Here is a 26,856-nt window from a genome sequence, read left to right as displayed (position 1 = left end):
TCTCCTTACGCGGCACGCAGGCGCTTCTCGCGCTGGATGATCTCCGAGGCGAGGCGCAGATAGGCCTGGCTGCCGGTGCTCTTGAAATCGTAGAGCAGCACCGGCTTGCCGTGCGAGGGCGCCTCCGAAATCCGGACATTGCGCGGGATGATCGTGTCGTAGACCGCATCGCCCATATTGGCGCGCACTTCCGCGACCACCTCGCTCGACAGATTGTTGCGCCCATCGAACATGGTGAGCACGATGCCATGAATGGACAGTTCGGGATTGAGCGCCCGGCGCACCTGCTCCACCGTCTGCAGCAGCTGCGACAGGCCTTCGAGCGCGAAAAACTCACACTGCAGCGGCACGAGAATCGAATGCGCCGCGGAGAGCGCGTTGATGGTGAGGAGATTGAGCGAGGGCGGGCAGTCGACGAGCACATAGGTATAGTTTCGGCCCCGAATCGATTCCGCCCGCGCCATGTGATCGGCGATCGCACGCCGCAGCCGGAAGGCGCGATCGCTCTGGGCCGCGATCTCCAGTTCGACGCCGAGCAGGTCGAGCGTCGAGGGCGCCACGGAGAGCCGCGGCACGGCCGTCTCCTTGACGACCTCCGCGAGACGCGCCTCGCCGATCAGGAGGTCATAGGTCGAGACCTGGCGGCTGCGCCGGTCGATGCCGAGGCCGGTCGAAGCGTTGCCCTGCGGATCGAGATCGACGATCAGCACCTCCTCACCGATTGCGGCGAGGGCGGTGCCGAGATTGATCGCCGTCGTCGTCTTGCCGACGCCGCCCTTCTGATTGGCGAGCGCCAGCACGCGCGGCAGCCTGGGCAGGCGCGACGCGGCAGGGCTGGGTAATGCGGCTGTCTCGATCTGCGTCATGGCGGCCTCCGGGGTCCTGGCGACGCGGTCAAACGTCTCGGCGGACGGCCCTGCGGATCTCGACGACGAGGCCACGCGGGTCGATCATGCTTTGATGTTCTACCAGATCGAGCGTCCAGGATTGAGAGGCTTCCGCGCGCTCGGCGGCGAAATCCGCACCTTTGTGGAAGGCGGCCGGCACGCCGCGGGCGAGGAGCGGCGCCGACAGGTCGAGAAGAGCGGCGAATGAAGCGAGCGCGCGGGCGCTGATCCGATCGACCGGCGCGTCGAATTGTTTCAGAACCGAATCGATCCGGCCTTCGGCCACGACGGCCGGCGCGCCGGTCTCGCGGATCGCCGCCCGCAGGAAGGCGCATTTGCGCTGATTGCTCTCGACCAGATGAACCTTCGCGCCGGGCCGATCCGCAAGCAGGATCGCGGTGACGAGGCCGGGCAGGCCGGCGCCGGAGCCGAGATCGACCCAGCGCAAATCGTCGGGGAACAGCGCGACGAGCTGGGCGCAGTCGGCGATGTGTCGGGTCCAGAGCGTATCGAGCGTCTGCGGCGAGACGAGGTTCTGCGCCGGCTGCCAACGCCGGATGAGAGCGACATAGGTCTCCAGCCGCTGGCGCGTTTCACGTGAAACGGGGAGGACGCGCTCGACGGCACCGGGCCCTTCCGCCGCACTCACGCCCGCGCTCCGATCGCCTTGCGGGCATGGCCGAGCAGGATCGCCAGCGCGGCCGGCGTCATCCCCTCTATGCGCGCCGCATGGCCGAGCGTCGGAGGCCGAAGGCGGTCGAGCTTCTGCCGAAGCTCGTTCGAAAGGCCGGGCATGTCCGCATAGGAGCCGATCGGGTCGAGCGAGATCGCCTCGTCGCGCCGGAGAGCCGCCCGATCGGCCTCCTGTCGTACGAGGTAGACCGAATACTTCGCGTCGGTCTCGACCTGCTCCGCAATGGCGGCAGGGATCGCGCGCAGCTCGGGAAAGATCGCCGCGAGCGTCTGCACCGTGATGTCCGGTCGCGACAGCAGGTCGAAGCCGCTCCGGCGGACGCCGTCGCGATTGATCGCCAAGCCATGGCGGGCCGCCGCATCCGGAGTGAGGGCGACGGACTCGAAGGCGGCACGGGCCGCCGCCAGCGCAGCCCTCTTCTGCGCGAAGGCGGCGCGACGGGTGGCGCCGACGCAGCCGATCGTCTCGCCGAGCGGTGTCAACCGTTGATCCGCATTGTCCGCGCGGAGCGAGAGCCGAAACTCGGCGCGCGAGGTGAACATCCGATAGGGCTCGGTGACGCCACGCGTCGTGAGGTCATCGATCATCACGCCGAGATAGCTCTCGGCGCGACTGAAGACGACGCCGTCCATCCCGGCCGCGCGACGCGCCGCATTGAGCCCCGCGACCAGGCCCTGACCGCCCGCTTCCTCATAACCCGTCGTACCGTTGATCTGGCCTGCAAGGAACAGCCCGGCGACCCTTCTGGTCTCCAAACTCGGCGTCAGTTCGCGCGGGTCGACATGGTCATATTCGATGGCATAGCCGGGCCGCAGGATCCGCGCGTGCTCGAGGCCCGGGATCGAAGCGACGAGCGCCGTCTGCACATCCTCCGGCAACGAGGTCGAAATGCCGTTCGGATAGACGGTGTCGTCGTCCAGACCCTCCGGCTCGAGAAAGATCTGGTGTCCGTCCCTCTCTCCGAAGCGCACGATCTTGTCCTCGATCGACGGGCAGTAGCGCGGCCCGCGGCTCTCGATCTGGCCCGAATACATCGGCGACCGGGCGAGATTGGCCTCGATGATCGCATGAGTCGCCGGCGTCGTGCGGGTGACACCGCATTCGATCTGCGGATTGCGGATGGCCGTCGTCAGGGTCGAGAACGGTTCCGGAGGATCGTCAGCCCCCTGCCGATCGAGTCCGGACCAGTCGATGGTCCGTCCGTCGAGGCGTGGCGGCGTCCCGGTCTTCAGCCGGCCGAGCGCGAAGCCTTCCCGTGCGAGGGTCGCCGAGAGACCCAGCGACGGCTTCTCGCCGGCCCGGCCGGCCGGGATCTTGGTCTCGCCGATATGGATCAGGCCGCGAAGGAAGGTGCCCGTGGTCAGCACCGCCGCGCCACAGCTCAGGAGACGCCCGTCGAGAAGACGCACCGCCGTGACGCGGCCGCCCTCGACCAGAATGTCGTCGGCCTCGCCCTCGACGACCGTCAGGCTTGGTGTTTCAGCAATCGCCGCCTGCATCGCCTCGCGATAGAGCCTGCGGTCCGCCTGGGTTCGGGGACCGCGCACCGCAGGCCCCTTCCGTCGGTTGAGGACGCGGAACTGGATGCCAGCCGCGTCGGCGATACGACCCATCAGGCCGTCGAGCGCATCGATCTCCCGCACCAGATGCCCCTTGCCGAGCCCGCCGATCGCTGGATTGCACGACATCACGCCGATCGTTTCGGCCTTTTGAGTGACGAGCGCCGTTCTGGCTCCGAGTCGCGCGGCCGCCGCCGCGGCCTCACAGCCGGCGTGGCCGCCGCCGATCACCACGACATCGAAGGGAGGAACATCCATCATGGCGGCTTCCTAGCGGATCGCCCAACGTCCGTCAAAGCGGCGGCTGTTTCACGTGAAACGGTCACCGGTCACGTGAAGCGGTCACTTGCCAATACAGAACTCGCGAAAGATGACGTCGAGCATGTCCTCGACATCGATCCGACCCGTGAGGCGGCCGAGCGCATCACCGGCGCGCCGCAGTTCCTCGGCCCGCAGTTCGAGCGCAAGACCGCTCTTTCGCGCAGCTTGCAGGGATTCGGAGAGCGCGAGCAGCCCGGCCCGATGGCGCGCACGATTGGGCAGGGCGAGGTCGGGCGGCGGCTCCGCGACACCCAGCGCCCGGCCGATCGCACGGATCAGGTCGTCCAACCCTTCCCCAGTGGTCGAGGAAACCGGCATGCTCCCCGCTTCCCGCAGGAAATGTTTCGAGTCCGAATCGATCACGTCCGCCTTACTGGCGATCCGGAGCGCGGGCGGCCCCTCCGGCGCCACCCCATCCGGAGCCGATCGCGGCTGCACCATCTCGTCCGCCGGGTCGAGCCGAAGGAGGAGGTCGGCGCGAGCGCCGCGGGCGAGGGCGCGGCGGATCCCCTCCTCTTCCACCCGCCCCGTGGCCTGCCGCAAGCCCGCGGTATCAACCAGCGTCACGGGATAGCCGGCCAGGTCGAGCCGCACCTCGATCAGATCACGGGTTGTCCCCGGCTCGTCCGTGACGATCGCGACGTCCCGCCCGGCGAGTGCGTTCAGCAAGCTCGACTTCCCCGCATTGGGTGGCCCGAGCAGCACGATCTCGAACCCCGACCGGGCGCGCTCCCCCCATTCCGCGCGCGCCAGATGGACCTCCACTTCCGTGGAGAGCACCGCGATGTCGGCCCAGACCCGCTCCGACACCGAGCCCGGCACATCCTCCTCATCCGGAAAGTCGAGTTCCGCCTCGATCAGCGCCCGCGCCCGGATCAGCCGAGACCGCCAGCCGTCATAGAGCGATCTCAACGCGCCGCCGGCCTGCGCCCGCGCGAGCCGGCGCTGCCAGGCCGTCTCCGCCTGAACGAGGTCGGCCAGCCCCTCGACCTCGGTCAGGTCGAGACGGCCGTTCTCGAAGGCACGCCGGGTGAAAGCGCCCGCCTCGGCCGGTGCGAAGCCGGGCAGTCCGCCGAGTGTGTCGAGCACCGCGGCAACCACCGCTCGGCCCCCATGGATCTGCAGCTCAGCGACATCCTCGCCGGTGAAACTGTGCGGTCCAGGGAAAAACAACACCAGACCGGCGTCGAGCAGCTCGCCAGTGCGCGGATCCCGAATCGGCCTCAGCGCGGCGCGGCGCGGCGGCGGAAGAGGACCGATAATCGTTTCGAGTCCGAATCGGACGCCCTCACCGCTCACCCGGATGACGGCGACGCCGGCCGGCGGTGCGCCGCTCGACAGCGCGAAGATCGTAGCCTCGCTCATCGAGCTGGCCTCGCGCGCCCCGGCGCCCCAGATTGATCGGACGCGACCCACGGGAGACCGGCATGTCGGAAAACCTGCTCCGTCACGAGACGAGCCCCTATTTGCTGCAGCACCGTGACAACCCCGTCCATTGGCGACCCTGGGGACCGGACGCGCTCGCCGAGGCCGCGGCCTCGGACAAGCCGATCCTGCTCTCCGTCGGCTACGCCGCATGTCACTGGTGCCATGTCATGGCGCATGAGAGTTTCGAGGACGAGACGGTCGCGGCGGTGATGAACCGGCTGTTCGTCAATATCAAGGTCGATCGCGAGGAGCGGCCCGACATCGACCAGATCTACATGAAGGCACTCCAGGCCCTCGGCGACCAGGGTGGCTGGCCGCTGACCATGTTCCTGACCCCGGCCGGAGCCCCTTTCTGGGGCGGCACCTATTTTCCGAAGACGCCGCTCTACGGACGTCCCGGCTTCGTCGCCGTGCTCGAGGCTGTTTCCGACCTCTGGCAGCGCGAGCGCGGGAAGGTGACCGGCCAGGCCGGCCGTCTGCTCGATCATCTCCGACGGCCCGAGCCGAGCCCGGAGGCGATGCCCGCACTCGGCCCCGATCTCCTCGACCGCGCCGCGGACAGTCTCCTCTCCCTGATGGACCGCGAGCGCGGCGGGACACGGGGCGCGCCGAAATTCCCGAACGCTTCGGTCCTCGGCTTTCTAGACCGGACGGCGGGCCGGACCGGCCGCCGCGATCTGGCCCAACTCGTCGACACCACGCTGACCAGTCTGTGCGAAGGTGGAATCTACGACCATATCGGCGGCGGGCTGGCGCGCTACAGCGTCGACGCGGAATGGCTGGTGCCGCATTTCGAGAAAATGCTCTACGACAACGGCCAGTTGCTGACCCGGCTCGCGGCCCACGCCCATCGCTCCGGATTGTTCCGGATCCGAATCGATCAGGTCGCCGGCTGGATGGCGCGCGAGATGCGGCTCGAGGGTGGCGCCTTCGCCGCCAGCCTCGACGCGGATTCGGAAGGGGAGGAGGGACGCTTCTATATCTGGACACCCGACGCGCTGGCGGCCGCGCTGCCACCGGCCGATGCCGAACTTGTCGGGCGCGCCTATGACATCCGGCCCGGCGGCAATTGGGAGGGCGTTTCGGTTCCGAATCGATTGCGGGGCGACCGCCTCACCGATGACGAGCAGGACCGTCTTCCGGCGCTTCTCGCCACCCTGCGGGCCGAGCGCGAGACCCGGCCGAGGCCCGGCCGCGACGACAAGATTCTCGCCGACTGGAACGGCCTCGCGATCACCGGGCTTGCCGATTCGGGCTTCCGGCTCGACCGACCAGACCTGATCGAAGCCGCCGAGACCGCCTATCGCTTCGTCGCGACCACGATGGCCCGCGGCGATCGCCTCGGCCATGCGTGGAAGGACGGCCGGCTGGTCTTCCCCGGCTTTGCGGGCGACCTCGCCGGTATGGCCTCGGCGGCGCTCGCGCTCCATCGCGCGACCGGGGGCGCCGCCTATATCGAGGACGCCATCCGCTGGCTCGACGCCCTCGAGCGCCATCACGGCGACGGGGCCGGCGGCTTCCATTTCACCGCCGACGATGCCGAGGAGCTGGTGTTGCGGCCCGTCGAACGGCTCGACGAGGCGACACCCAATCCGCACGGCCTCGCCGCGTCGGCCCATGTGCGGCTGTGGCACCTGAGCGGCGATGACCGGTGGCGCGCGCGCGCCGACCGGCTGCTCGAGGCCGCGCGGCCGGTGATGGTCGGCAATGTCTTCGGCACGGCGAGCCTCCTCTCGGCGCTCGACCTCCGCCTCTTCGGAACGCTCGTCCTGATCGTCTCGTCCGAAGGCCAGGAGGCGGAGGCGCTCCTTGGCACCGTCCGCGCGGCCCGTAATCCGAACCTCATCCTCGATCGCCGGGCCGACGGCGAAATGCTTCCCCCCGCTCATCCGGCACACGGAAAAAAGGCGGTCGGGGGGAAGCCGACCGCCCATCTGTGCCGCGAAGGCCGCTGTTCTCTGCCGGTGACCGAGGCGGCGGCGCTCGCCGCCGCGCTTGATGCGCCGGATCAGGTGTTCATCTGATCGAAGAAATCGGCGTTGCTCTTCGTCTGCCGCAGCTTGTCGAGCACGAACTCGATCGCATCGACGGTACCCATCGGATTGAGGATGCGGCGGAGCACGAAGGTCTTCTTGAGAATGTCCGGCGGAACGAGCAGCTCTTCCTTGCGGGTGCCGGACCGCGTGATGTCGATCGCCGGGAAGACGCGCTTGTCGGCCACCTTGCGGTCGAGAATGATCTCGGAATTGCCGGTGCCCTTGAACTCCTCGAAGATCACTTCGTCCATGCGGCTGCCGGTGTCGATCAGCGCCGTGGCGATGATGGTGAGCGAGCCGCCCTCTTCGATGTTGCGCGCCGCGCCGAAGAAGCGCTTCGGCCGCTGCAGGGCATTGGCGTCGACGCCGCCGGTCAGCACCTTGCCGGAGGACGGCACGACGGTGTTGTAGGCGCGGCCGAGACGGGTGATCGAATCGAGCAGGATGACGACGTCGCGGCCATGCTCGACGAGGCGCTTCGCCTTCTCGATCACCATTTCGGCGACGGCGACATGGCGGGTCGCCGGCTCGTCGAAGGTCGAGGAGATCACCTCGCCCTTCACCGAGCGCTGCATGTCGGTGACTTCTTCCGGCCGCTCGTCGATCAGCAGGACGATCAGATAGCACTCGGGATGGTTGGTCGCGATCGACGAGGCGATGTTCTGCAGGAACACCGTCTTGCCGGTCCGCGGCGGCGCGGTGATCAGCGCGCGCTGGCCCTTGCCGAGCGGCGCGACGAGATCGATGACGCGCGGCGTCATATCCTTCGAGGTCGGAAACTCCGGCTCCATCTTGAACCGCTCGTTCGGATAGAGCGGCGTCAGATTGTCGAAATGGACCTTGTGGCGCGCCTTTTCCGGGTCCTCGAAATTGATCAGATTGACCTTCAGGAGGGCGAAATAGCGCTCGCCATCCTTCGGACCGCGAATCTGGCCCTCGACCGTGTCGCCGGTGCGCAGCGAAAAACGACGGATTTGCGAGGGCGAGACATAGATGTCGTCAGGTCCGGCGAGATAGTTGGCGTCGGGTGAGCGCAGGAAGCCGAAGCCGTCCTGCAGCACCTCGACCACCCCCTCGCCGATGATGTCGATGTCGCGCGCCGCGAGCTGCTTCAGGATCGCGAACATGAGCTCCTGCTTGCGCATGGTGCTCGCGTTCTCGACCTCGTATTCCTCGGCGAAGGCGACCAGTTCGGTCGGCGACTTCGCCTTCAAGTCTTGTAGTTTGATTTCGCGCATTGAATGCGAATCTCGCTCGATCGTTTGGGCGAATGAAAGAGAGGAGGCGCAGAACTTGAGCCTTGCGGATCCGGGGAGGACCCTGGCGTGACGCTTCAGGTGCGCAAGGCTGCGCAACCGGCGCCCGTCTGCTTCGACGCGGTGCCGGCACCATAGTCGCTCGTCTGCGCCGCGGCAAGAGCCGCGGCAGGAACGATCGCGACCGGCTCAGAAGGGCCGGACGATCACCGCGATGACGATGCCGATCATCAGGAGCGTCGGAACCTCGTTGAGGAAGCGCCAGCCGCGCTCCGAGATCCGGTTGGCGTCCGCCTCGAAGGCGCGGCGCTTCGCTCCGAGCCACATATGGTAGGCCGAGAGGATCACGACAAGCATCAGCTTGAGGTGAAACCAACCTTCGGTCCAGGCGGAGGTCGTCGAGGCGAGCCAGAGCCCGGCGAGCCAGGCGACGATCATCGCCGGGTTCATGATCGCCTTCAGAAGCCGCCGCTCCATCACCTTGAAGGTCTCGGCCTCCGCCGAACCCGCCGCCGCCTTGGTGTGGTAGACGAAGAGGCGCGGCAGATAGAGCAGCCCCGCCATCCAGGCGATGATCGCGATGACGTGCAGCGCCTTCACCCAGAGATAGATCATCCGCCCCTCCTCACCCGCTCGACCAGCCGCTCGACATGGGCGATCGGCGTTTCCGGCACGATGCCATGGCCGAGATTGAAGATCAGCCGCCCGCTGCCGAGCGTCTCCAGAATGCGGTCGACGGCGCGATCGAGCGTCGCGCCGCCGACGACGAGCACCATCGGATCGAGATTGCCCTGCAGCGCGGCGAGCGGCTGCAGGCGGTCCCGTGCGAACTCGAGCGGCACCGTCCAGTCGAGCCCGACCGCGTCGACACCGGTGCGTCGCAGGAAGGTCTCGAGCCCGAGGCCCGCGCCCTTCGGGAAGCCGATCACCGGGACACCCGGCGCGGCGGCCCGCACCGTCTCGACGATCCGCGCGATCGGCTCGGCCGACCAGCGCAGGAAATCGTCGCCGCCGAGCGCGCCCGCCCAGGAATCGAAGATCATCAGCACGTCGGCGCCCGCCGCCACCTGACGCAGCAGATAGTCCGCCGAGGCCGTCACCAGCCGGTCGATCAGCCGATCGAAGGCGGCGGGATCGCGCGCGGCGAAGAGCCGGGTCGGCGCCTGGTCGGGCGAGCCCTTGCCGGCGACCATATAGGTGGCGACCGTGAAGGGTGCCCCGCAGAAGCCGATCAGCGCCGTCTCGCGCGGCAGATCCTGCCGCAGCCGGGCGACCGTCTCGTAGACCGGCGCGAGCCGGGTCGCGATGCCCTCCTCGTCGAGCGCTTCGATGCCCGCCGCATCGATCGGCTCGAGCCGCGGGCCTTCGCCCTCGACGAAGCGGACGGTGCGGCCGAGGGCGTGCGGAACGACGAGGATGTCGGAAAAGAGGATCGCCGCGTCGAAGCCGAACCGGCGGATCGGCTGCAGCGTCACCTCCGCGGCCTTTGCCGGCGAGAAACAGAGATCGAGAAAGGAGCCGGCCTCCGCCCGCACCGCGCGATATTCGGGCAGATAGCGGCCGGCCTGCCGCATCAGCCAGAGCGGCGGCGGCGCGACGGGCGTGCCGGCGAGGACGCGCATCAGCCGATTGTCGGCCCGCACCGAGCCTCGGGGCTTTCCATCCATTTTTACCAAACCTTAAGAGTCTTGTTTCTAGAGTCTTCTTTAGATTGGGCGTGGATTAGCGCGGTTCGCGCCTGCCCACAACGCGGCGGCCCGGCGCAGGCGTTCGGGCGGCTTGTCGATCAGGCGCTCCCGGCTTTCCTGAAGACCGGGGATATTTCCATTTCGTTAACGAATGGAAGCACCTGCTGGCATCGCGGCAACCCCGCTGTCGGGGATGTCTCCGTCCCTGTCCGGGACAACCGGCTTCATGCCCGATCTTCTTCCGCACACGGATTCCGGACTCGATGCGATCGGCTGTTGATCGTTTTCGCGGCTTCGGGGACAGTCCCGAGGCGCCCTGTCCGGGCGGGCCTCATCGTCCCGTGCCGTCCACAGGGCTGGGGACAAACGCTCTCTCACGCAGCGATGACGCGATGACGACACTCATTCTCGCCTCGACGAGCAGCGCCCGCATCGCGCTCCTGCGCGGCGCCGGGCTTTCCTTCGAGGCGGTCGGCGCCGATGTCGACGAACGGGCCCTCGAGGAACCGCTGCTCGCCGCGGGCGCGACGCCGGCGGAGGTCGCCGATGCGCTCGCCCAGGCAAAGGCGCTCGCCGTGTCGCGGCGGCGTCCGGATGCTCTCGTGATCGGCGGCGATCAGGTGCTCGATCTCGCCGGCGAGCGTTTCGTCAAGCCCGATGGCCGCGCGGGCGCCAAGGCGCAGCTCGCCCGTCTTTCAGGGCGGACCCATCATCTGCGCTCGGCCGTCGCGCTCGCCCGCGGCGGCGCGATCTCGTGGCGCCACCTCGCCTCTGCGTCCCTGACGCTTCGGCCGCTCGACGGGGAGGCGCTCGACCGCTATCTCGACCGCGCCGGCGATGCGGTCACCCGCTCGGTCGGCGCCTATCAGCTCGAGGGTATCGGCATCCAGCTCTTCGAGCGGATCGAGGGCGACTATTTCACCATTCTCGGCCTGCCGCTGCTGCCGCTCCTCGCGGCGCTGCGCGGTGAAGGCCTCGTTCTGCCGTGAGGACCCGATGAGCGCCGAACCCGCCGTGCCGACCGCCTTCGTCGTCGGCTGGCCGATCGCCCATTCCCGCTCGCCGATCATCCATCGGCACTGGCTCGCCGAGCATGGCATTGCCGGGGATTATCTGCGCCTGCCGGTGCCGCCCGACGAGATCGGCGGCTTTCTTCGCGGTCTCGCCGAAGGTCCTTATCGCGGCGGCAATGTCACCGTGCCGCACAAGGAGGCCGCCTTCGCCGCGGCGGAGCGGCACGATCCGGTCGCGACGGCGCTCGGCGCGGTCAACACGCTGTGGCTCGAGGACGGCCGGCTGATCGGCGGCAATACCGACGTCGCGGGCTTTCTCGGCAATCTCGATCAGCAGGCCCCCGGCTGGGACGCCGCACCCGGGCCGGCGGTGGTGCTCGGCGCCGGCGGCGCGGCCCGCGCGGTGATCCACGGGCTGATCGGCCGGGGTTTCGCGCCGGTCTTCGTCGTCAACCGCAGCCGCGACCGGGCCGAAGCCCTCGCCGAGCGGTTCGGACCGGCGGTTCGTCCGGCCGGCTGGGAGGATCTGCCGGGCCTGCTGCCGGGCGCGCGAATCCTCGTCAACACCACCTCGCTCGGCATGAAGGGCGAGCCCCCGCTCGTCGTCGATCTCGCGCCGCTCGGTGCCGATGCGCTCGTCACCGACATCGTCTATGTGCCGCTCGAGACGCCCTTCCTCGCCGCGGCGCGCGCCACCGGCCGGTCGACGGTCGACGGGCTCGGCATGCTGCTCCATCAGGCGGTGCCGGGCTTCGAGCGCTGGTTCGGCGTCCGGCCGACGGTCACCCCGGCGCTCCGGGCACTGGTGCTCGCCGATCTCGGCGTCACGGCATGATCGTTCTCGGGCTGACCGGCTCGGTCGGCATGGGCAAGTCGACGACGGCGAAGATGTTCGCCGCGCGCGGGGCGGCCGTCTTCGATGCCGATGCCGCGGTGCACAGGCTCTATCGCGGCTCTGCCGTCGCGTCCGTCGAAGCGGCCTTTCCGGGCGTCGTCACCGGTGGTGCGATCGACCGGGCGCGGCTCGGCGCGATCGTCGCCGCGGACCGTGCGGCGCTTCTGCGGCTGGAGGCGATCGTCCATCCGCTGGTCCGCGCCGAGGAGCGGCGCTTCGCAGCCGATGCGGCAGCTGCGGGCCGCCGGGTCCTCGTTCTCGATGTGCCGCTCCTCTTCGAGACCGGCGGCGCGGCACGGGTGGACGCCGTCCTCGTCGTCACGGCAGCGCCCGGCATCCAGCGCAGCCGTGTGCTCGCCCGGCCGGGGATGACGGAGGCGCGCTTCGAAGCCCTCCTCGCCCGTCAGATGCCGGATGCCGAGAAGCGCCGGCGCGCGCATTTCCTGATCGACACCTCCTTCGGCCTCGACGCGGCGGAACGGGCCGTTGCCGATATCCTGCGCGCCCTCGCCGGGTCCGCCGCGGCGCGCGGACAGGGGATGCGCTGACGCGGCATCTTGTGTCATGTCCCCGCTTCGGCCACCATCGGCGGCCGCGGGAGACACGATGCGCGAGATCATTTTCGATACGGAGACCACCGGTCTCGATCCCCTGAAAGGCGATCGCCTGGTCGAGATCGGCTGCGTCGAGCTGTTCAACCACATTCCGACCGGCCGCAAGCTGCATCTCTACATCAACCCGCAGCGCTCGATGCCGGCCGAGGCCTTCCGTGTGCACGGCCTGTCGGACGCCTTCCTCGCCGACAAGCCGATCTTCTCCGCGATCGCCGGAGAGTTCGTCGATTTCATCGGCGACGCCCGGCTCGTCGCGCACAATGCGATGTTCGATCTCGGCTTCATCAATGCCGAGCTCGGTCGCCTGTCGCTGCCGGTCTACCGGGTCGACCGCATCGTCGATACGCTGATGCTCGCCCGCCAGCGCCATCCGCTCGGGCCGAACTCGCTCGACGCGCTCTGCAATCGCTATGGCATCGACATCAGCCGGCGCACGCTGCACGGCGCGTTGCTCGACGCCGAGCTCCTCGCCGAGGTCTATATCGAGCTGATCGGCGGAAGGCAGGCGCATCTCGGCCTGTCGCTCGTCGAGGAGACGGCGTTTTCCGGCCGCAGCGTGGTCGCGGAAGCGGCGGCGATCCGGCCGCAGGAGCGGGCGTTCCGGGTCACGGCCGAAGAGCGCGCCGCGCATCGCGGCTTCGTCGAAGGGCTCGGCGCGAACGCGATCTGGACCCGCTATTTCGAAACCGAGACCGCCGAGGCGGCCGAATAGGCGTGCCGGTCGGGCGCGGGGCCGTCCGCCGGAGCGGACGGCAGGGAGCGCCGCGGCGCTCCGTCTCGTCTTCCTATCAGCTCGGCCGGGCGGCCTGCTGCGCCTGCGACATCTCGGCGAGGCGCTGGCGATAGAGCGTCGTGAAGTCGACCGGATCGATCAGCAGCGGCGGATAGCCGCCGTTCCGCGTCACCTCGGCGATGATCTGGCGGGCAAACGGGAAGAGCAGGCGCGGGCACTCGATCATCAGCAGCGGCGGCAGGTTGTCCTGCGGGACGTTCGCGAGCCGGAACACGCCGGCATAGGCGAGCTCGGCGACGAACAGCGCCTTGCCCTCGTCGGTGGCGCGCGCCTCGAGCCGCAGCTCGACCTCGTAATCGTCCTTCTCGATCGGCTTCACGCCGACATTGATGCCGACATTGATCGAAGGGGCGCCGCGGCGCGGACCGATCGAGCGCGGGGCGTCGGGGTTCTCGAAGGAGAGATCCTTCACATACTGGGTCAGGATGGTGAGGCTCGGCGCCGCCTGTGCGGCCGCGCCGTTCTGGGGATTGTCCGCCATGATCGAGCTGGCTCCTCTGTCCCGGCCGCGGCCGGCTCTCTTCTTTCGCGGCTCGCTAACATGCGGCCGCGGGGGTTACAAGCGGCCGCCCTGCATCCTGCGGGAGGGGAAAACGTTGACGGGCTTGGCCTCGCGCCTCACGGTGCCTACATAGTGCTGCGGTGCGATCACCGCGCTCGGGCGGGTGGCCCATATTCGTGGCGGGACTGATGGCATGACCGGCTTCGTCGATATCTATACGCTGATCTTCCTCGTCCTCGCGGTGGTGATCTTCTTCAAGCTGCGCGGGGTTCTGGGGCAGCGGACCGGCAATGAACGGCCACCCTTCGACCCGTTTTCCCGTCGCGACACCAAGCCGGCGGAGCCGAACGCGGCCGGAGACAAGGTGATCGCGCTGCCGCGCCGGCCGGGTCCGACGGCGCCGGCCGAGCCTGCCCCGGCACCCGCCGTCGACGAGCGGGTCACGGCGATCGCGCCGGAAGGCTCGCCGCTCGGGCAGGGACTGCGCGCCATCATCGCCGCCGATCCGGGCTTCGATCCCAAGCAGTTCCTCGACGGCGCCCGCGGTGCCTATGAGATGATCGTCACGGCGTTTGCCGCCGGCGACCGCAAGACGCTGAAGCCGCTGCTCTCCCGTGAGGTCTATGACGGCTTCGTCGGTGCGATCGGCGAGCGCGAGGGCCGCGGCGAGACGATCGAGTTCAATTTCGTCGGCATCGACCGCGCCGAGATCGTCGATGCGGCGGTGAAGGGCGGAACCGCCCATGTCACCGTCCGCTTCGTCACCAAGCTGATCACCGCGACGCGCGACAAAGCCGGCGCGGTGGTCGACGGCGACCCGGTCCATGTCAGCGACGTCACCGACATCTGGACGTTCGCCCGCGAGACGGCTTCGCGCGATCCGAACTGGAAGCTCGTGGCGACCGAGTCGGTCGAGTGAGGCTGTGCCGCCCTCGCCTTTCCGGCTGACGCCGCTCACCTTTACCGATCTCGATGGCTGGGCCGCGGACGATCACGCCGCGGCCTTTTGCGCATTCCGGCTGAGCGCCGCGACGATCGCCGACGCGCCGCCGAAGACGCGGGCGCTCGGTGTCGACGGCGCCGCGCTGTCCGTCGTCGCCCGCGATGCCCTCGCCCTCCCGGACCAATCGGCCGTCGCCGCGCGCGGCTTCTTCGAGGCGCATTTCGCGCCGGTGCTCGTCGAGCCCGAGACGGGCCGGGGGTTCTTCACCGGCTATTACGAGCCCGAGGTCGATGGCGCACGGGCCGCCTCGCCCCGCTTCTCCGTGCCGCTCCACGCCCCGCCCGCCGATCTCGTCGAGATCGACGAGGAGAACCCGCCGCCGGGCGTCCCCGCGGGGTATCGCTTCGCGCGGCGGACCGAATCGGGCTACGCCCCCTATCCCGACCGGGCGGCGATCATGGCGGGCGCACTCGACGGCGCGGCGCTCGAGCTCGTTCATCTCGCCGATCCGGTCGACGCCTTCTTCATCCATATCCAGGGGGCGGCACGCGTCCGGCTCGCCGAGGGCGGGGTGATGCGGGTCACCTATGCCGCCAAATCCGGCCACCCCTATACGCCGATCGGCCGCGTGCTGGTCGACCGGGGCGCTCTGCCCCGTGGGGGCGTGACGATGGAGGCGATCCGCGCCTGGCTCGCCGACCGTCCCGACGAGGCGCCTTCTGTGCTCGCCGCCAACCGCTCCTACATCTTCTTCCGCGAGGCACCGGTCGACGATCCGGCACTCGGGCCGGTCGCCGCCGCGAAAGTGCCGCTCTCGCCCGGCCGCAGCCTCGCGGTCGACCGGACGCTGCACACCTTTCATATGCCGGTATGGGTGGAAACGATCCTGCCGGGCGGGGCGCCGCTTCGCCGGCTCCTGGTCGCGCAGGACACCGGCAGCGCCATTCTGGGTCCGGCGCGGGGCGACGTGTTCTTCGGATCGGGCGATGCCGCGGGCGCCATCGCCGGTGCGATGCAGGCGGCGGGGCGCTTCGTCGCGCTCGTGCCGCGCGGGGCGCTGCCGTGAGCCGCCGTCGTCGCCATCTGTCGAAGGAGGAGCGGACACTGTGGGAGACGGTCGCCCGCACCGCGGTGCCGTTGCGACCCGAGACCGCGCCGGCGCCGGAGGAGACCGCTCCGTTGCCACTACCGCCCGCCGAGCCGGCCGGCCCCGCCGAGAGCGGATTGTCGGGTGCGGCCGCCTTCTCCCTGCCGAAGCGTCCGAAGAAGCACGTGCCGCCGCCGCTCCAGCCGATCGATCGGCGCACCCACAGCCGCGTCTCGCGCGGCACCGTCGGCATCGATTCGCGCATCGACCTGCATGGCCTCACCCAGGCCGAGGCGCATGACCGGCTGCACGGCTTTCTGCGCCTCAGCCAGCAGCGGGGCGACCGGCTGGTCCTCGTCATCACCGGCAAGGGCCGGTCGGAGAGCGAGGACGTGTTCGGCTTCAACGAGCGCGGCGTGCTGCGCCGCCTGGTGCCGCGCTGGCTCGCCGAGCCGGCGATGCGGGGCGTCGTCGTCGGCTTCGACGAGGCGCACCGGGCGCATGGCGGCGGCGGCGCGCTCTATGTCCGCATCCGAAAGCCGAGGAAGGGGCCGGGGGAGGCGGAGGCGTGACCCCCTTCGGCGCCCGCATTCGCGAATTGCGCGCCCGCCGCGGCATTTCGCTGAAGGCGATGGCGGCCGAGCTCGGCGTTTCGAGCGCCTATCTCTCCGCCCTCGAACACGGGCGCCGCGGCCGTCCGACCTGGATGCTGACGCAGCGGATCATCGCCTATTTCAACGTCATCTGGGACGAGGCGGAGGAGCTGCAGCGTCTCGCCGCGGCCTCCCATCCGAAGATCGAGATCGACACGGCCGGCCTCGATCCGGCGGCTTCCGATCTCGCCCATGCGCTCGCCGCGACGATCGACCGGCTGCCGCCCGAGGCGATGCGCCGGCTCGCGGCGGAACTCGAGCGCCTCGCCGGTCCGGCGGAGGACCTCAGAGCAGCTTCTCGAGCTCGTCCAGCCGATCGTTGACGAACCAGCCGTAATAGTTCTCGCGCGGCCAGGTGCCCGGGCTCGACCGGCGGAGCGCGGCGAACTCCTGCGCCCGCCGACGCACGTCGCCGATGTTGTAGAGGGTCGCGGTGAGGCCGGGATTGTCGGAGATGTCGACACCGGCAATGTCGCGATAGGCGTCGATCGAGGCGCGGATCGAGGCCGCCATATAGTGCAGCGACAGGTCGGGATCCATGATCGCATGGTAGACCTTCGGCGCCTGTGCCGCAGTGAGTACCGGCAGTCCGCCGACGGCGTGGACACGATCGGCCACCATCAGCGCGGCGAGCGGATTGAGCTGGCCGAGGCCGAAGGTCTGCCCGGCGAAGAAGGGCTGGAAGAACACCCGCCCGAAGCGATCGTTCGGCCAGGCGGTGCCGTCGACGGTGCGGCCGCGGAAGCGCTCGTTCCAGACGTGCTCGCGGCAGGACCAGAGGTCGTAGTCGTCCTTTTCCTTGGCACAGTCTTCGAATTCCGGCCGCGCCACGAAATCGCCGACCGACACGCCGTCATGCACGAAGGCGAGGTTGTCCTCGGACAGATAGCCGAGCGCCTTGATGTAATAGCCCTGCGCGCTGTCGATCGAATCGACGTTGTAGGTGTGCTCGCCGACGATCGCGCCGATGATGTGGATCGGATCGATGTCGTAGAGGGCGGCGGTCTTCTTGATCTTGCCGATCAGCGTGCGGTCGCGCTGGAGGAGGCCATAGACCCGCTTGTACTTGTCCTCGAACGACCCTTTGGTCTCGCGCGTCCGGGCGATCGAGCTGCCGTCGATGGGCGGCTGCACCGCCGAGCGGTTGCCGGGCGGAACCGGGACGGCGTCCGCCGCCAGAACGGGGAGGCCCGCGGCGAGCGCAAGGACCAGCAAAAGCGCAGCGAGCGGGCGACGAACCATGTCGGATCTGTTCCGGCACAGCGGGGGGCCTGACCGCTGCGCAACGGGGCGGCCTCTTAGCACGGCCCCGGCGGCGGAACGACAGGAAAATCGTCGCGCCGCCGGATCGTTTCGGCTCTTCGGCCGGACCCTGTGCCGGGCGGAGCGACCATCCCGAACCGGCCGGCGGCCCCCTTTGGAGAGGACCGCCGCCGTCGTCAGAGGATGTAGCGCGACAGGTCGACGTTCCGCGCGAGATCGCCGATGTGCCGCTCGATATAGGCGGCGTCGATCCGCACCGTCTCGCCGGCGCGGTCGGGCGCCGAATAGCTGACCTCGTCGAGGATCCGCTCCATCACCGTCTGCAGCCGGCGGGCGCCGATGTTCTCGACCGAGGCATTGACCTCGACCGCGATGGTGGCGATCGACTCGATCGCATCCTCGGTGATCTCGAGCGCGACGCCCTCGGTCGCCATCAGGGCCACATACTGCTTGATGAGGCTCGCCTCCGTATCGGTGAGGATGCGGCGGAAGTCCTCCTTGGTCAGCGCCGAGAGCTCGACGCGGATCGGCAGGCGGCCCTGCAGCTCGGGCAACAGGTCCGACGGCCGGGCGACGTGAAAGGCGCCCGAGGCGATGAAGAGGATATGGTCCGTCTTCACCGGCCCGTGCTTGGTCGCCACGGTGGTGCCCTCGATGAGCGGCAGCAGGTCGCGCTGCACGCCCTCGCGCGAGACATCGCCGGCGCGGCCCTCGCGGGCGCAGATCTTGTCGATCTCGTCGAGGAAGACGATGCCGTCATTCTCGACCGAGGCGATCGCCTCGGCGGTGACCTCCTCGCTGTCGAGCAGCTTGTCGGACTCCTCGTCGATCAGCACCTTGTGCGAGTCGCGCACGGTCGTGCGGCGGGTCTTCGTCTTGCCGCCGAAGGCCTTGCCGAACATCTCGCCGATCGACACGACGCCGACCGAGGCGCCCGGCATGCCCGGGATCTCGAAGGACGGCGCGCCGCCCTGGTCGCGGACCTCGATCTCGATCTCCTTGTCGTCGAGCTCGCCGGCGCGCAGCTTCTTGCGGAAGCTCTCGCGTGTCGCCGGGCTCGAGCTCTCGCCGACGAGCGCCGTCAGGACGCGCTCCTCGGCGGCGAGCTGGGCCTTCGCCTCGACGCTCTTGCGCTTCTTCTCGCGCACCAGGCCGATGCCGATCTCGACGAGGTCGCGCACGATCTGCTCGACGTCGCGGCCGACATAGCCGACCTCGGTGAACTTGGTCGCCTCGACCTTCAGGAACGGTGCGCCCGCGAGCCGCGCGAGCCGGCGGGAGATCTCGGTCTTGCCGACGCCGGTCGGCCCGATCATCAGGATGTTCTTCGGCAGAACCTCCTCGCGCATCGGTCCTTCGAGCTGCTGGCGGCGCCAGCGGTTGCGCAGCGCGATCGCCACCGCCCGCTTCGCGTCGTGCTGGCCGATGATGTAGCGGTCGAGTTCCGAGACGATCTCTCGGGGGGAAAAATTCGTCATGGGGATTTCCTCGCCTGCCGCGGATTACGCCGCGTCGAGCGTTTCGAGCGTGACGGCCGTGTTGGTGTAGACGCAGATCTCGGCGGCGATCGCCATGGCGCGGCGGGCGATCGCCTCGGCGTCGAGCGCGCTGTCGGACAGCGCCCGCGCCGCGGCGAGGGCGTAATTGCCGCCCGAGCCGATCGCCGCGATGCCGCTTTCCGGTTCGAGCACGTCGCCATTGCCCGTCAGCACCAGCGTGGTGGAGGGATCGGCGACGATCATCATCGCCTCGAGCCGGCGCAGATACCGGTCGGTGCGCCAGTCCTTGGCGAGCTCGACACAGGCGCGGGTGAGCTGGCCGGGATATTGCTCGAGCTTCGCCTCGAGCCGTTCGAGCAGGGTGAAGGCGTCGGCGGTCGCTCCGGCGAAGCCGGCGATCACCTTGCCCTTGCCGAGCGGCCGGACCTTCTTCGCATTGTGCTTGATGACGGTCTGGCCGAGGCTGACCTGACCGTCGCCCGCGATCACCACCTTGCCGCCCTTGCGGACGGTGACGATCGTCGTGCCGTGCCAGGAGGGGAGGCGGCCGGCCTCGTTCGTGAATTCGGACATCGGGATTCCTTGGAAGCGGCGTCCGCGCGGTCCGAAGCCCCGGCCGGCGCCCTCGTGGGTCGAGCCCCCTATGTAGGGCGGCGCCCCGGCGGCTGCAAAGCCCGTGCCCGCGGGTGGAAATCGCAAGCCTCGCCTGTTAAACAGCGGCCGGACGAAGGAGAAGCGCGATGCGCACGGCGACGATCGGCCGAGAGACCAAGGAGACCCGCATCGAGATCGCGATCGATCTCGACGGCACGGGCCGCGCCGACATGGAAACCGGCATCGGCTTCTTCGACCATATGCTCGACCAGCTCGCCCGCCATTCGCTGATCGATATCCGCGTCCGCGCCGAAGGCGACCTCCACATCGACCAGCACCATACGGTCGAGGATGTCGGCATCGCGCTCGGCCAGGCCCTGAAGGAGGCGCTCGGCGACAAGCGCGGCATCGGCCGCTATGCCGATTGCCACCTCGCCATGGACGAGGCGCTGACCCGCGCCGCGATCGACGTGTCCGGCCGGCCCTTCCTCGTCTGGAAGGTCGCCTTCACGCGCGACAAGGTCGGCGATTTCGACACCGAGCTGTTCCGCGAGTTCTTCCAGGCGTTCGCGCAGAATGCCGGGATCACGCTGCATCTCGAAAACCTTTATGGCGAGAACAACCACCACATCGCCGAGACCTGTTTCAAGGCGGTGGCGCGCGCGCTGCGCCGGGCCGTCGAGATCGATCCGCGTCAGGCGGACCGCGTGCCTTCGACCAAGGGCAGCCTCTAGATCAGCCTCCGGGAGGCCGGCATGAAAACCTATGTCGTGATGGCGCCGCGCGACACCGACGCGGCGGACCGCCTCGTTTTCGTCAAGGACGGCTTCTGCTGGCCGGCCTTCTTCCTTCCCCTCGTCTGGCTGCTCTATCGGCGGATGTGGATCGTCTTCCTCGGCTTCGTTCTCGTCACGGCCGGGCTCGAATTCGCCGGCCGGCAGCTCGGAGAGGGGATTTCCGGCCTCGTCGCGGCGCTCGCCGTCCTGCTCTTCGCCCTCGAGGCGAACGCGCTGCGGCGCTGGACCCTGTCGGGACGCGGGTGGCGGACGGTCGGGGTGGCGAGCGGCCGGTCGATCGACGAGGCGGAGCTGCGCTTCTTCGCCGGCCTCGACGATCCGGCGCCGCCGGAGGTGCCGGCCGCGCCGCGTTCGCCGCTCGCCGGCGTGCCGGTGACAGCGCATCCGCCGGTGCTCGGCCTCTTTCCGGAGGCGGCGCGATGACCATTGCCCTGATCGACTATGGCGCCGGCAACATCCGCTCGGCCGTCAAGGCGCTCGAACGCGCCTCTGCCTCCGCCGGCGCCGGCCCGGTGATCGTCACGTCCGATCCCGACATCGTCGCGAAGGCCGATCACGTCGTGCTGCCCGGCGACGGCGCATTCCGCGACTGCCGCACCAGCCTCGACGCGGTGCCCGGCATGGTCGAGGCGATCGGCGAGGCGATCGACCGGCGCGGCCGCGCCTTTCTCGGCATCTGCGTCGGCATGCAATTGCTCGCCGATCGCGGCGTCGAACACGGCGCGACCGAGGGCCTCGGCCGGATCGGCGGCGAGGTGCGGCCGATCGCGCCGTCCGATCCGCGTCTCAAGGTGCCGCACATGGGCTGGAACACGCTCGTCGCCGCGGCCGACCACCCGCTGCTCGCCGGCATCCCGCTCGGCGAGGCGGGGCTGCACGCCTATTTCCTGCACGGCTACCATCTGGTGCCGACCCGGCCCGACGAGGTGATCGCCACCGCCGACTATGGCGGGCCGGTGACGGCGATCGTCGCGCGGGACAATGTCGCCGGCACCCAGTTCCATCCCGAGAAGAGCCAGAAGCTCGGCCTCGCCCTTCTCGCCAACTTCCTCGCCTGGAAGCCCTGATGATCCTCTTTCCTGCCATCGACCTGAAGGACGGCGCCTGTGTCCGCCTGAAGCTCGGCGCCATGGACGACGCGACGGTGTTCAACACCGATCCGGCCGCGCAGGCCCGCGCCTTCGAGGCGCAGGGTTTCGAATATCTGCACGTCGTCGATCTGAACGGCGCCTTCGCCGGCCATTCGGTGAACGGCGCGGCGGTCGAGGCCATCCTCGCCGCCGTGACGATGCCGGTGCAGCTCGGCGGCGGCATTCGCGACCGGGCGGCGATCGACGGCTGGCTCGACAGGGGCATTGCCCGCGTCATCCTCGGCACGGTGGCGCTGCGCGATCCCGATCTCGTCCGCGCCGCCTGCCGGGCGCATCCCGGCCGGATCGTCGTCGGCATCGACGCGAAGGGCGGCAGGGTGGCGGTCGAAGGCTGGGCCGAGACCTCCGAACTGACCGTGGTCGAGCTGGCGCGGCGTTTCGAAGACGCCGGCGCCGCGGCGATCGTCTATACCGACATCGATCGCGACGGTGTGCTCAAGGGGCTCAATGTCGAGGCGACGCTGGCGCTCGCGCACGCCGTGTCGATCCCGGTGATCGCCTCGGGCGGCCTCGCCTCGATCGCCGATGTGAAGCGGCTGCTCGAGCCCGACTGCACGATCCTCGAGGGCGCGATCTCCGGCCGCGCCCTCTATGACGGCCGCCTCGACCCGGCCGAGGCGCTGGCGCTGATTCGGGAGGCGCGAAGCGGGCGATGAATGGCGGGCCGAAGAGCGGGCTGGACCTGCGCGGCGTGCTCGACCGCGCGGCCCAGGTGCGGGTCCAGAACGCGCTCAATCCGCTGCTCTGGCTGAGCGCGGTGGCGCCGCCCGTCTGCTTCTTCTTCGCGTGGCTCGCCGGGTTCGAAGGGGCCGTTTCCGGTCTGCTGATCGCGGTCGGTATCCTGCCCATTCTCGCGACGGCGGCGGCTCATGGCTACTTCGCTGTTCGGGCGCCCGACCGGCTGCAGTCGGAAACCTATTTGTTGCGCCAGCAGGAACTTCTTATCTTGAGCAAGGGCGGCGCGGCGCACGATCCGGCGACGCTGGCGCTCGAAACCAATCCGGCGACGGGCGACGACGCGGAGTCGCGGAGGCGGGACGATGCATAGCTACCTTCTGGTGTTCGACGATTCGACGATCTCCCGGCAGGAGCTGATCGCCCATATCGACCGGCTGGGCGCCGTCGCGAACTGGATGGCGTTTCTGCCTTCCGCCGTCGCGCTGATCTCGCCGCTCTCGGCGCACGACCTCTCGGCGGCACTCCGGGAGCGCCGGTCCGGTATGCGCTTCCTCCTGTCGCGCCTCGATCCGAAGGCGACCGACGGGCTTCTACCGGCGGAGGTCTGGTCGTTCCTCAACGATCCGGCCGCTGTTCCCGGCGCGTCCGGCCGCGTTCCTCAGACCTCTTTGACGCGCCGGTCGGCATGACCCTCAAGACCCGTGTCATCCCTTGTCTCGACGTCAAGGACGGCCGTGTCGTCAAGGGCGTCAACTTCGTCGATCTGATCGATGCCGGCGATCCCGTCGAGGCGGCCAAGGCCTATGACGCCGCCGGCGCCGACGAGCTGTGCTTCCTCGACATCACCGCGACGCACGAGAACCGCGGCACGATCCTCGACGTCGTCGCCCGCACCGCCGAGGCCTGCTTCATGCCGGTGACGGTCGGCGGCGGGGTGCGCACGGTCGAGGACATCCGCGCCCTGATGCTCGCCGGGGCGGACAAGGTCTCGATCAATTCGGCGGCGGTGCGTGACCGCGCGATCGTCGCCCGCGCCGCGGAGAAGTTCGGCGCACAGGCGATCGTCGTCGCGATCGACGCCAAGCAGGTCGGCAGCGGCGCCGCGCCGCGCTGGGAGATCTTCACCCATGGCGGCCGCCAGCCGACCGGGATCGACGCGGTCGACTATGCGGTCGAGGTGGCGCGGCTCGGGGCGGGCGAGATTCTGCTCACCTCGATGGACCGCGACGGCACCAAGGCGGGCTTCGACCTCGCCCTCACCCGGACGATCGCCGATGCCGTACCCGTGCCGGTCGTCGCCTCGGGCGGGGTGGGCACGCTCGACCATCTCGTCGAGGGCGTGACGAAGGGCCGGGCGAGCGCCGTGCTCGCCGCCTCGATCTTCCACTTCGGCACCTTCACCATCCATCAGGCGAAGGCGCATATGGCCGACGCCGGCATCCCCGTCCGGCTCGACGGCTGAGGAGCGACCTTTGTCCAGCTTTACGCTCGCCGATCTCGCGGCCATCGTCGCCGCACGCGCGCAGTCCGGCGCTGCCGAATCCTACACCGCGAAGCTGATGGCGAAGGGGCCGCCGCGGATCGCGAAGAAGTTCGGCGAGGAGGCCGTCGAGGCGGTGATCGCCGCCGTCGAGGGCGACCGGGCGGCGCTCGTCGCGGAGACGGCGGACGTGCTCTACCACCTCGTCGTGCTCCTCGAGGCGGCGGGCGTGCCGCTCGATGCGGTGATGGCCGAGCTCGAGAGGCGGACCCGGCAGAGCGGCCTCGCCGAAAAGGCGTCGCGGCCTGCCGATTAGGCCCGCGGGGGAGGACGGCATGGACCAGACGGCGCGGGTGCATCTGACGCCCCATCGCTTCTTCACGCGTGAGGAATGGGCGCGGCTGCGCGCCGGCACCCCGCTCACGCTCGCCGAGGCCGATCTCGAACGGCTGCGCTCGCTCAACGACCCGATCTCGCTCGACGAGGTCGAGACGATCTATCTGCCGCTGTCGCGCCTCCTCTCGCTCTATGTCGCGGCGACGCAGCGTCTCTACGAGGCGACGCGCACCTTTCTCGGCTCGACCGAGGGCAAGACGCCCTACATCATCGGCATCGGCGGCTCGGTGGCGGTCGGCAAGTCGACCACCGCCCGCGTGCTGCGCGCGCTTCTGACCCGCTGGCCGAACACGCCGAAGGTCGATCTCGTCACCACCGACGGCTTCCTCTATCCGAACGCCGTGCTCGAGCGCGAAAACCTGATGGAGCGGAAGGGCTTTCCGGAGAGCTATGATCTGCCTGCCCTGCTCGCCTTCCTCTCCGACATCAAGGCGGGGCTGCCGAAGGTCTCGGCGCCTCTCTATTCGCATCTCGTCTACGACATCGTGCCCGGCGACCGGATCACCGTCGACCGGCCCGACATCCTGATCGTCGAAGGGCTCAACGTCCTGCAGGCGCCGCGCCTGCCGCGGGACGGCAAGGCGGTGCCCTTCGTCTCCGACTTCTTCGATTTCTCGATCTATATCGACGCCGATGAAGACGAGATCCATCGCTGGTACGTCGCCCGGTTCGAGCGGCTGCGGGCGACCGCCTTCCGCGATCCGCAATCCTATTTTCACCGCTATGCGATGATCTCGCGGGAAGAGGCGCTCGCCATCGCCGAGCGGCTGTGGTCGCGCATCAACCTCGTCAACCTGCGCGAGAACATCGTGCCGACCCGGCCCCGCGCCGACCTCGTGCTGACCAAGGGCGCCAGCCACCGGATCGAGCAGGTGGCGCTCCGGCGGCTCTGAATTTCCGCTGCACATGCAACTCCTTCGCACCTGCAAAAATTCCAGTTGAAACAAGGGGATCGCGGTGCTACCCGGCGATTTTGCGGCGACGGGGCGCGGGTGCGATGGCAACTTGGCTGGATCGGCGCACGATGGTTGCGCTGGCGACCATCGTGGTGGCCTTCGGCGTCACCGGGTTGAAATATGTCAGCTACCGGCTGACCGGCTCGGTGGCCCTCTACTCGGATGCGATCGAGAGCATCGTCAATATCGCGACCGCCTTCGCCGCGCTGTGGGCGATCCGCGTCAGCCGCAAGCCGGCCGACCGTCAGCACCAGTTCGGCCATCACAAGGCGGAGTATTTCTCCGCCGTGCTCGAGGGCGTGCTGATCATCGTCGCCGCCCTGCTGATCATCCGTGAGGCCTGGCTCGGCTGGAATGCGCCGCGGCTCTCCGCCGACCTGTCGCTCGGCATGCTCGTCAATGCGAGCGCGGCCCTGATCAACGGCGTATGGGCGCTCTTCCTGCTGCGCTATGGCCGCCGACATCGGTCCCCCGCGCTCGTCGCCGATGGCTGGCATCTCGTCACCGACGTCTTCACCTCGGCCGGCGTGCTCGTCGGCCTGCTGCTCGTCGCGGCGACCGGGCTCGCCTGGCTCGATCCGGCGCTCGCCGTGCTCGTCGCCATCAACATCGTCTGGTCGGGATGGAAGGTGATCCGTGAATCGGTCGGCGGGCTGATGGATCATGCCGTGCCGCCGGAGCTCGAGACGCGCATCCGCGAGACGATCTCCCGGCATGCCGAAGGCGCGATCGAGGTGCACGATCTGCGCACCCGCAATGCCGGCCGGGCGAGCTTCATCGAGTTCCATCTCGTCGTGCCCGGCGCGATGACGGTCACCGCCGCGCATGTCATCTGCGACCGCCTCGAGGCGGCGCTCGCGCAGGTGGTCGACGACGCCGAGGTCGTCATCCATGTCGAGCCCGAGGGCGAGGCGCAGCATCAGGGCGTGCTGGTGCTCTGACCCGCAGGGCCTCCGCCGCGCTTGATTTTCGCGCGGCGACCCTCGATATCGGGCGCGACACGGCCGGCCTGCCCGCGCAGGTCGGTCGAGACCGATTGCCGAGAGAGGACGTCATGGCCGAAGAGACGAAGACGCCCGAAGCCGAACGCGATGCCTCCGCCGGAGCGGCGGCCGCCGAGACCGATCGCGGCCGGCTCGAAGCCGAGATCGCCGAGCTGAAGGACCGCCTGCTGCGGGCCGCGGCGGAGATGGAGAATCTGCGCCGCCGCAGCGAGCGCGAGATCGCCGATACCCGCCAATATGCCGTCAGCGGTTTCGCCCGCGACATGCTCAACGTCGCCGACAATCTGCGCCGCGCGCTGAGTTCGGTGCCGGAAGGCCTGCCCGAGGGGAGCGCCGATCCGATCGGCCTCTTCGTCGAGGGCGTCGCGCTGACCGAGCGCGAACTCGCCAAGGTGCTGTCGAAGTTCGGCATCCGCGAGATCGAGGCGAAGGGCAAGAAATTCGACCCCAACCTGCATCAGGCGATGTTCGAGGTGCCGGATCCGGAGCTTCCTTCCGGCACCGTCGTCGAGGTCGTCCAGGCCGGCTATACGCTCGGCGAGCGGACGCTGCGGCCGGCCATGGTCGGCGTGTCGAAGGGCGGTGCGAAGCCGGCCAAGGATCCGGTCAAGGACGCGCCGAAGGAAGGCGCCGAGCCGGGCGCGTCCGGCGCGGCCTGAGCGGCGGGGG

At 69.2% G+C, this 26,856-nt stretch carries 31 protein-coding genes; 20 read left to right on the top strand and 11 right to left on the bottom strand.

Annotated features, from left to right (window positions below):
* Positions 1–5 precede the first annotated feature (5 nt).
* From GGQ63_RS15795 to mnmE, 4 genes are all read right to left on the bottom strand, one after another.
* Complete coding sequence (locus GGQ63_RS15795; protein WP_281380209.1) at positions 6–866, bottom strand: ParA family protein; 861 nt, start codon at positions 864–866, stop codon at positions 6–8.
* A gap of 28 nt (positions 867–894) precedes the next feature.
* Positions 895–1,536, bottom strand: coding sequence for a 16S rRNA (guanine(527)-N(7))-methyltransferase RsmG (gene rsmG, locus GGQ63_RS15790; protein WP_183857519.1), 642 nt, complete (start codon positions 1,534–1,536; stop codon positions 895–897).
* On the bottom strand, positions 1,533–3,401 hold the full coding sequence (gene mnmG, locus GGQ63_RS15785; RefSeq protein WP_210308531.1) for a tRNA uridine-5-carboxymethylaminomethyl(34) synthesis enzyme MnmG: 1,869 nt from the start codon (positions 3,399–3,401) through the stop codon (positions 1,533–1,535). The genes rsmG and mnmG overlap by 4 nt, the downstream gene beginning before the upstream one ends.
* 81 nt (positions 3,402–3,482) lie before the next feature.
* Positions 3,483–4,826, bottom strand: a complete 1,344-nt coding sequence (gene mnmE, locus GGQ63_RS15780; RefSeq protein WP_183857601.1) for a tRNA uridine-5-carboxymethylaminomethyl(34) synthesis GTPase MnmE — start codon at positions 4,824–4,826, stop codon at positions 3,483–3,485.
* 62 nt (positions 4,827–4,888) lie between these two features.
* On the opposite strand from mnmE, the gene GGQ63_RS15775 reads away from it, so the two are divergent.
* Positions 4,889–6,913, top strand: coding sequence for a thioredoxin domain-containing protein (locus GGQ63_RS15775; protein ID WP_183857517.1), 2,025 nt, complete (start codon positions 4,889–4,891; stop codon positions 6,911–6,913).
* Here the strand turns inward: GGQ63_RS15775 and rho are convergent.
* The 3 genes from rho to hemE form a co-directional block, all read right to left on the bottom strand.
* Positions 6,898–8,163, bottom strand: a complete 1,266-nt coding sequence (gene rho, locus GGQ63_RS15770) for a transcription termination factor Rho (RefSeq protein ID WP_183857515.1) — start codon at positions 8,161–8,163, stop codon at positions 6,898–6,900. The genes GGQ63_RS15775 and rho overlap by 16 nt on opposite strands.
* A 207-nt stretch (positions 8,164–8,370) precedes the next feature.
* Positions 8,371–8,796 (bottom strand): protoporphyrinogen oxidase HemJ, encoded by a 426-nt coding sequence (gene hemJ / locus GGQ63_RS15765; protein WP_183857513.1) that lies wholly within the window; start codon positions 8,794–8,796, stop codon positions 8,371–8,373.
* On the bottom strand, positions 8,793–9,848 hold the full coding sequence (gene hemE, locus GGQ63_RS15760) for a uroporphyrinogen decarboxylase (protein ID WP_183857511.1): 1,056 nt from the start codon (positions 9,846–9,848) through the stop codon (positions 8,793–8,795). The genes hemJ and hemE overlap by 4 nt, the downstream gene beginning before the upstream one ends.
* A 413-nt stretch (positions 9,849–10,261) precedes the next feature.
* Here hemE and GGQ63_RS15755 point away from each other — a divergent pair, with 413 nt between their 5' ends.
* From GGQ63_RS15755 to dnaQ, 4 genes are read left to right on the top strand one after another with little or no spacing between them, the layout of a single operon-like run.
* Entirely contained in the window at positions 10,262–10,858 is a 597-nt protein-coding gene (locus GGQ63_RS15755) for a Maf family protein (protein ID WP_183857509.1), read from the top strand.
* Between the two features lie 7 nt (positions 10,859–10,865).
* A complete protein-coding gene (locus GGQ63_RS15750; RefSeq protein WP_183857506.1) occupies positions 10,866–11,717 on the top strand; it encodes a shikimate dehydrogenase in 852 nt (283 codons plus the stop codon).
* Positions 11,714–12,325 carry a dephospho-CoA kinase gene (gene coaE / locus GGQ63_RS15745; protein WP_183857504.1) on the top strand — a complete coding sequence of 204 codons (612 nt, stop codon included), beginning with the start codon at positions 11,714–11,716 and terminating at the stop codon, positions 12,323–12,325. The genes GGQ63_RS15750 and coaE overlap by 4 nt, the downstream gene beginning before the upstream one ends.
* A gap of 58 nt (positions 12,326–12,383) precedes the next feature.
* Positions 12,384–13,103, top strand: a complete 720-nt coding sequence (gene dnaQ, locus GGQ63_RS15740; RefSeq protein WP_183857502.1) for a DNA polymerase III subunit epsilon — start codon at positions 12,384–12,386, stop codon at positions 13,101–13,103.
* A 76-nt stretch (positions 13,104–13,179) separates the two neighbouring features.
* Here dnaQ and secB read toward each other — a convergent pair whose 3' ends face one another.
* Positions 13,180–13,665: a protein-export chaperone SecB gene (gene secB / locus GGQ63_RS15735; protein WP_183857500.1), complete on the bottom strand. Its 486-nt coding sequence runs from the start codon at positions 13,663–13,665 to the stop codon at positions 13,180–13,182.
* A 214-nt stretch (positions 13,666–13,879) separates the two neighbouring features.
* On the opposite strand from secB, the gene GGQ63_RS15730 reads away from it, so the two are divergent.
* Genes GGQ63_RS15730 through GGQ63_RS15715 form a run of 4 tightly spaced genes read left to right on the top strand, consistent with a single transcriptional unit; the run spans position 13,880 to position 16,692 of the window.
* Positions 13,880–14,605 carry a Tim44/TimA family putative adaptor protein gene (locus GGQ63_RS15730; RefSeq protein WP_183857498.1) on the top strand — a complete coding sequence of 242 codons (726 nt, stop codon included), beginning with the start codon at positions 13,880–13,882 and terminating at the stop codon, positions 14,603–14,605.
* 4 nt (positions 14,606–14,609) lie between these two features.
* Positions 14,610–15,695: a murein transglycosylase A gene (gene mltA / locus GGQ63_RS15725; protein WP_343061171.1), complete on the top strand. Its 1,086-nt coding sequence runs from the start codon at positions 14,610–14,612 to the stop codon at positions 15,693–15,695.
* Positions 15,692–16,288 carry a Smr/MutS family protein gene (locus GGQ63_RS15720; RefSeq protein ID WP_183857493.1) on the top strand — a complete coding sequence of 199 codons (597 nt, stop codon included), beginning with the start codon at positions 15,692–15,694 and terminating at the stop codon, positions 16,286–16,288. Before mltA ends, GGQ63_RS15720 begins: the two co-directional genes overlap by 4 nt.
* The gene (locus tag GGQ63_RS15715; RefSeq protein WP_183857491.1) at positions 16,285–16,692 is read left to right on the top strand and encodes a helix-turn-helix domain-containing protein; all 408 of its coding nucleotides are present in this window, start codon (positions 16,285–16,287) and stop codon (positions 16,690–16,692) included. Before GGQ63_RS15720 ends, GGQ63_RS15715 begins: the two co-directional genes overlap by 4 nt.
* On the opposite strand, the gene GGQ63_RS15710 is transcribed toward GGQ63_RS15715, so the two are convergent.
* The 3 genes from GGQ63_RS15710 to hslV form a co-directional block, all read right to left on the bottom strand.
* Complete coding sequence (locus tag GGQ63_RS15710; RefSeq protein WP_183857489.1) at positions 16,655–17,611, bottom strand: DUF1402 family protein; 957 nt, start codon at positions 17,609–17,611, stop codon at positions 16,655–16,657. The genes GGQ63_RS15715 and GGQ63_RS15710 overlap by 38 nt on opposite strands.
* A 197-nt stretch (positions 17,612–17,808) precedes the next feature.
* Positions 17,809–19,110, bottom strand: a complete 1,302-nt coding sequence (gene hslU, locus GGQ63_RS15705; RefSeq protein WP_183857487.1) for an ATP-dependent protease ATPase subunit HslU — start codon at positions 19,108–19,110, stop codon at positions 17,809–17,811.
* A gap of 24 nt (positions 19,111–19,134) precedes the next feature.
* On the bottom strand, positions 19,135–19,704 hold the full coding sequence (hslV, locus tag GGQ63_RS15700; protein ID WP_183857485.1) for an ATP-dependent protease subunit HslV: 570 nt from the start codon (positions 19,702–19,704) through the stop codon (positions 19,135–19,137).
* A gap of 167 nt (positions 19,705–19,871) precedes the next feature.
* Between hslV and hisB the strand changes: the two genes are divergently transcribed.
* The 11 genes from hisB (at position 19,872) to grpE (ending at position 26,846) form a co-directional block, all read left to right on the top strand.
* Positions 19,872–20,459, top strand: coding sequence for an imidazoleglycerol-phosphate dehydratase HisB (gene hisB, locus GGQ63_RS15695; protein ID WP_183857484.1), 588 nt, complete (start codon positions 19,872–19,874; stop codon positions 20,457–20,459).
* Positions 20,460–20,480: 21 nt separating this feature from the next.
* Positions 20,481–20,945, top strand: a complete 465-nt coding sequence (locus GGQ63_RS15690; protein WP_183857482.1) for a DUF2628 domain-containing protein — start codon at positions 20,481–20,483, stop codon at positions 20,943–20,945.
* Positions 20,942–21,589, top strand: a complete 648-nt coding sequence (gene hisH, locus GGQ63_RS15685; protein ID WP_183857480.1) for an imidazole glycerol phosphate synthase subunit HisH — start codon at positions 20,942–20,944, stop codon at positions 21,587–21,589. The genes GGQ63_RS15690 and hisH overlap by 4 nt, the downstream gene beginning before the upstream one ends.
* Positions 21,589–22,329, top strand: coding sequence for a 1-(5-phosphoribosyl)-5-[(5-phosphoribosylamino)methylideneamino]imidazole-4-carboxamide isomerase (gene hisA / locus GGQ63_RS15680; RefSeq protein WP_183857478.1), 741 nt, complete (start codon positions 21,589–21,591; stop codon positions 22,327–22,329). The genes hisH and hisA overlap by 1 nt, the downstream gene beginning before the upstream one ends.
* A complete protein-coding gene (locus GGQ63_RS15675; protein ID WP_183857475.1) occupies positions 22,326–22,721 on the top strand; it encodes a hypothetical protein in 396 nt (131 codons plus the stop codon). Before hisA ends, GGQ63_RS15675 begins: the two co-directional genes overlap by 4 nt.
* The gene (locus tag GGQ63_RS15670) at positions 22,714–23,040 is read left to right on the top strand and encodes a hypothetical protein (protein ID WP_183857473.1); all 327 of its coding nucleotides are present in this window, start codon (positions 22,714–22,716) and stop codon (positions 23,038–23,040) included. Before GGQ63_RS15675 ends, GGQ63_RS15670 begins: the two co-directional genes overlap by 8 nt.
* Positions 23,037–23,813, top strand: a complete 777-nt coding sequence (hisF, locus tag GGQ63_RS15665) for an imidazole glycerol phosphate synthase subunit HisF (protein ID WP_183857471.1) — start codon at positions 23,037–23,039, stop codon at positions 23,811–23,813. The genes GGQ63_RS15670 and hisF overlap by 4 nt, the downstream gene beginning before the upstream one ends.
* 10 nt (positions 23,814–23,823) lie before the next feature.
* Positions 23,824–24,147: a phosphoribosyl-ATP diphosphatase gene (locus GGQ63_RS15660; protein ID WP_183857469.1), complete on the top strand. Its 324-nt coding sequence runs from the start codon at positions 23,824–23,826 to the stop codon at positions 24,145–24,147.
* A gap of 19 nt (positions 24,148–24,166) precedes the next feature.
* Positions 24,167–25,120 carry a type I pantothenate kinase gene (coaA, locus tag GGQ63_RS15655; RefSeq protein ID WP_183857467.1) on the top strand — a complete coding sequence of 318 codons (954 nt, stop codon included), beginning with the start codon at positions 24,167–24,169 and terminating at the stop codon, positions 25,118–25,120.
* A gap of 104 nt (positions 25,121–25,224) precedes the next feature.
* Positions 25,225–26,124 carry a cation diffusion facilitator family transporter gene (locus GGQ63_RS15650; RefSeq protein ID WP_183857465.1) on the top strand — a complete coding sequence of 300 codons (900 nt, stop codon included), beginning with the start codon at positions 25,225–25,227 and terminating at the stop codon, positions 26,122–26,124.
* A 113-nt stretch (positions 26,125–26,237) separates the two neighbouring features.
* A complete protein-coding gene (grpE, locus tag GGQ63_RS15645; RefSeq protein WP_183857463.1) occupies positions 26,238–26,846 on the top strand; it encodes a nucleotide exchange factor GrpE in 609 nt (202 codons plus the stop codon).
* Positions 26,847–26,856 lie beyond the last annotated feature (10 nt).

The sequence above is a fragment of the Prosthecomicrobium pneumaticum genome, assembly GCF_014199915.1.
GTDB lineage: Bacteria > Pseudomonadota > Alphaproteobacteria > Rhizobiales > Kaistiaceae > Prosthecomicrobium > Prosthecomicrobium pneumaticum.
The sequence above is the reverse complement of the archived record's forward strand: the minus strand, read 5'-3'. Positions and strand labels throughout refer to the sequence as shown.